The sequence below is a fragment of the Nostoc sp. UCD121 genome (assembly GCF_014222285.1).
Lineage (GTDB): Bacteria > Cyanobacteriota > Cyanobacteriia > Cyanobacteriales > Nostocaceae > Nostoc.
Window position 1 is genome coordinate 1 of record NZ_JACKZS010000342.1, and the last position, 5,110, is coordinate 5,110.

5 protein-coding genes are annotated in these 5,110 nt (G+C 39.0%); all 5 read right to left on the reverse strand.

Going from position 1 to position 5,110, the window contains the following annotated elements; translation table 11 throughout:
* Positions 1-662, reverse strand: a 662-nt coding sequence (locus GNF10_RS35080; protein WP_185607414.1) for a hypothetical protein, incomplete at its 3' end; no start/stop codon positions are given.
* Positions 663-935: 273 nt separating this feature from the next.
* On the reverse strand, positions 936-1,337 hold the full coding sequence (locus GNF10_RS35085) for a metal-sensing transcriptional repressor (RefSeq protein WP_185581709.1): 402 nt from the start codon (positions 1,335-1,337) through the stop codon (positions 936-938).
* 160 nt (positions 1,338-1,497) lie between these two features.
* Positions 1,498-2,709, reverse strand: a complete 1,212-nt coding sequence (gene lptC, locus GNF10_RS35090; RefSeq protein WP_185581708.1) for an LPS export ABC transporter periplasmic protein LptC — start codon at positions 2,707-2,709, stop codon at positions 1,498-1,500.
* Positions 2,709-3,338 carry an NYN domain-containing protein gene (locus GNF10_RS35095; RefSeq protein ID WP_041565095.1) on the reverse strand — a complete coding sequence of 210 codons (630 nt, stop codon included), beginning with the start codon at positions 3,336-3,338 and terminating at the stop codon, positions 2,709-2,711. The genes lptC and GNF10_RS35095 overlap by 1 nt, the downstream gene beginning before the upstream one ends.
* 170 nt (positions 3,339-3,508) lie before the next feature.
* On the reverse strand, positions 3,509-5,110 hold a 1,602-nt coding region (metG, locus tag GNF10_RS35100), incomplete at its 5' end, for a methionine--tRNA ligase (RefSeq protein WP_185607415.1).

Sequence of the window (5,110 nt, forward strand, 5' to 3'; positions counted from 1 at the left end):
AAATTGTATAATATTAAGGTTGTAGATCCTTTTGCAAAAGCAAACTCTATAGCAATAATAACTGCAACCAATTTTAAATTAACATAATTTTTATAACCAATAATTTTATTAAAACCTAACCCTGCTTTCTGCAAAGTTTTTAATAATATCACTACCCAAAAAAGGCTATAAGCTATAGTTAATAAATTAAGAATAGTTTGATCTTTTATTATGTCGGAAAAATTTAAATTATTGAATAAGCAAAATATTCCTAATATAGACCAAAACAAAACTGGTAGGGCAACGATCCAACATAGGAATATCTCTGGAATATTAATTTTATCCCAGGATTCATTTGCCGATATTTCATCTTGGAAAGAGGCTATATTTTCCTTTGAAGGAATAAGTAATAAAATTGATAAGCCGAGCAAACTTAATAACCCTAGCCATCCCCAAGGATATGAATACCCTTTAATTTTACTGTAGAGATAACATCCTTTAATAACAAATACATAACCTACTAGGAAAAACCCTACGATTAAAACAGCTATCAATATACTCAAATTAGGAGAAAAGCTATTTAAATATCCCTTAAATAATCCAAGAATAATCAATGGAAAAAATTTTAAAGCAAGCCCCAGCAAAATTTGATTTATAGCTTTTTCTTTGTTCTTATTGTCCATACATTATTAGTAATAACTTCGCTCAAATAAAATGTTGATAACTACATATAGGTAGCTACTTGGCAGATAAGTAAAGCCAAAATCTGCCTATCATAATACACTTTAAAAGGGTATAATCTATCACTGTGCAATTGTTTTGGAACTGCCCAGATTATTACCTATGAATATAAAACATTTGTATTAATTTTGGCATAAAGAACCCTTTGCCTGAGTTAATACACCAAATATTGCTTCTCTACAAAATATCTTGCCGTACTAGTTAATTTTTGATTTTTAAGGTAAAAATCGATCTAAAGCAGCTTTTAACTGTTTAATTTCAACTTCAATATTGCCCTCTTGTGCGGCTCTAGCAATACATTCAGTTAAATGTTCATCCAAAACAATTCGCGCTACTTTATCCAATGCGCCCCGCACTGCGGCAATTTGCAGTAAAACATCAGGACAAGGGCTATTTTGCTGCACCATTGTCTTGATACCACGAACATGGCCTTCTATCCGCGATAATCGATTGGCAATTCGCCGTAAAGATTCTTCGCTATGGACATGAGGATGAGCAGGCTCTTCAGTCCCATGAGTATGATCTGTATGGTCGTGGTCTATATCGTGATGCTGGGAATGTTCTGCTTGCTGGGCTATCTGCAAGGATTCCTTGCCTAATCGGTTTGATCCATTCATGGGTTATCAAAGGGCTTGTAATACTAAGATGCTAGCCTAGAGCGTTACAGGGAATGGGGAATGGGAATGGGGAATGGGTAAGAGGACTTGTCCCCAAGTTCCCCCTACTCCCTACTCCCTACTCCCTACTCCCTAATCCCACTCCCCATTTTCACTAACTCTACTGCTGACGATTGGCTCTTTGTTGGGGAATAATTTCTGTTACTACCCTACCGCTAGAACTGCCACCTTTGACAACAATATTTTCTGTTTGCAGATTACCAACGGCTGTCTCACCCGTAAAATTTAACGGTGGATCAACTTGCCGATAAACTACATTTCCCTGAGCTTCAACTAATTTATTGTCTAAATACCAAGTTAATGTATTAGATTTCAAAGACTGGCGACGCTGACCAATGGCGTTGACGTTACCTGTTAAATAAACCGTTTTTTGCGGGATTTTCATTTCACCTTGATTAGCGGTTACGGTAAGATTATCGATACGCTGGAACATCCGCACAGGGGAATTTGTAGTAACAGTTTCTGCGTTCATATTCCAGGTCATAGAGTTACTAGCTATTTGCACGGGTGGGTCTAATAAATCTAATTGAGCATTCGGTTGAATAGTGGCAATTTTTGTTTTTAAGTTGACTTCGGCAGAATTCCCCTTACCGCGATCGCTAATTTTATTATCTTTGTAGCGATCAATTTGTATGGGGCGATCGCCAATCAGTTTTTCTTCTTTAATATTCCAGATTAAATGCTCGGTTCTTACTTGTAATTGGGGATCAGCAGAATTTGCTACTACTCGTCCAGAAAATTCCATACGCTGTTCGCGGGTTTTAACTCGCGCTTCTTGCGCTACAGCTTGTAGTTGTTTGTGAGTACCGTTAATTTGGTTGCGGACAATCAACAAATCTTCTTTGGGCCGCCATTCTAACTCATTGCCTTGCAATACAATTCCATTACTAGGGTCTGTGGCAAATATCTTACCTTTAAGAAACAACTGCTTCCCATCTTGTTCAATATCTGCAACATCTGCCTTGATTTGGTAAACTACTTTGCCATCTTGATATAGTTCACCATAAGGACTTTCAGCTTGACCAATTTGTTTATCTTTGGTGTACTTGGCTTGTTTAGCTCTAACTTTCCAAATTGGTCTTCCCACTTCATCTGCCTGTTCTAGGGTGACATCAAAGAAGGTTAAATCGCTATCTTGCTTAGATGAAGCCGCAGAATTTTCTTGAGAAGCTGGAGGAGATTTACCCCCACAACTTACTAAACCAAATATCAAGAAAAAAATCAAAGGTAAAAAAAGGAAGGAGGGAGTGGGGGAGTATTTTTGAATTTTTCTCTCCCCCTGTCTCCCTCTTTTATGAAATTGATACGCCATTATTCTTGGATTTCTAGGTGTCCATCACTAGTTCTTGGGTCTTCCAAAAAGCCGATACCAGATAACGGCCGGTATGGATAGCTTTGGCGAGGGGTTTTTTGAATGTCTTCTTTGATGGCTTCTAAATCGATGTAGCGATCGCTTACATTAATTAAGCTGTCACTGGTCATCGAACGCAAACTTACCACTTCTACCCGCACGCCGCGATAGCTAACTGAATTGACTGCATAAGCCAAATCCCCATCACCGCTGACTAAAACTGCGGTATCATAAGAATCGACTAGTGCCATCATGTCTACTGCTATTTCTACATCCAGGTTAGCTTTTTTAGAGCCATCTGGTAGCTGGACTAAATCTTTAGCAATGACTCGATAGCCATTGCGACGCATCCACAGCAGGAACCCCTGTTGCTTCTCGTTCGTCCGGTCTACACCAGTGTAGAAAAAAGATCGCAGAAGTCTAGAACCTCCAGTCAATCGACACAATAGCTTCGTGTAATCGATCTCAATCCCTAGTTGTAGTGCAGCGTAAAATAGATTTGAGCCGTCAATAAATATAGCGACCCTACCCCGATTCTCCAAAACTTGTTCTGGCGTAAATATTGAATCGGTTTCAAAATTATTCAACATCATTGTGATACCTCGATTTTTATCCCTGTTATTTTTGATACAAATTACGAACTTTTAGATGCTAGTCACAGCGGCTTATGATAATGTTCCGGGGTTAATATAAATAAATTAAGCCCCGATAAATTTTTTGAGAAAATAAGAAATTGAACAAAATCAGAGTTTGATAAGGACTAATCGTTTTTCGGGGGTTCTATTCGCTTAAAAACTGGTTGGAATGTACCCAACTGTTGTTTACTAGATAGTATCCCCCATGTCGCATGGGTGGCAAAAGGAGCGGTAGCTGAACTTTGTATTTGATCGTTAAAGTCTATTCCAAAACCCAGTTGTTGATAAATATCGCTACTGATGTTTGGAATAATTGGGGATAGCAGATAAGCTGCCAGTCTAACTGATTCTAGAACTGCGTAGAGAACTTTTTCCACGGACTCTTGCTGTCCCTGTTTATATAATGACCAAGGAGCTTGTTCATCGATAAACTTATTACTGGCTTGTGCCAGTGAAAGGATAGCGCCGCAGGCTTGACTAAAAGCTAGTTCCTTGTATGCTTCTTTCACCTGTTCCCCTAGACGTAAACCAATTGTTTTCAAAGGATTTTCGTCAGGAATTCCTTCATTGCCGATTGATGGAACATTATTGTTAACGCAGTATTTCTTCACCATGCTCAAGGTGCGATTGAGCAAATTACCTAAATCATTTGCCAAATCTGCATTCAGAACATTAATGAACCTTACTTCATTAAAATCTCCATCTTTGCCAAATTCGATTTCCTTAAGGAAGTAATAACGAACGGCATCACTACCATAGCGTTGAACTAACGAAACAGGATCAAGGGTATTACCCAGACTTTTACCCATCTTTTGACCATCTTTAGTCAAAAAGCCATGCCCAAATACTCTTTCTGGCAAGGGTAAGTCAGCTGACAACAACATTGCCGGCCAATAAACTGCATGGAAGCGCAAAATATCTTTACCTATTAAGTGCAGGTTGATTGGCCACCATGTTTCTAAAGCATTTGCTAAAGTTGGTTCTGCATCTGGTTCGAGTAATGCCGTGACATAACCTAGCAGCGCGTCAAACCAAACATAAAGGGTGTGTTTGGGATCAACTGGTACAGGAAAACCCCAATCTAGATTTACCCGTGAAATAGAAAAGTCTTGCAGTCCTTGATTGACAAAGCTGAGGACTTCATTGCGCCGACTTTCTGGTTGAATAAAATCGGGTTTAGATTGATAAAATTCTGTCAGCTTATTTTGATATTTAGATAAGCGGAAAAAATAGTTTTGCTCGTCTCGCCACTCAACTTCTTTGTTAGTATGAATCGGACAACGATGTCCTTCTAGCAGATCGCGTTCTTCTTTGAATTCTTCGCAAGATACGCAATACCAGCCTTGTTGTTGTCCCTGGTAGATATCACCAGATTTCCAGACTCGCTCAAAGAACTCTTTGACGATCGCTTCATGACGAGGTGCAGTTGTCCGACTAAAGCGATCATATTTAATGTCTAGTAACTGCCACAAACTAACGAAACTGGGGACAACTTCATCGCAAAACTCTTGTGGCGCTTTGCCTAAACTTTCTGCCGATCGCTGAATTTTTTGCCCGTGTTCATCTGTACCTGTAATTAGTAATACCCGATGTCCTAGTAATCTGTGAAATCGTGCTACTACATCTGCTGCGATCGTCGTATAAGCACTGCCTATATGGGGGACATCGTTTACATAATATAGTGGTGTTGTCAGTGCAAATGTTTTTTCTGTTTTATTCACTAGATT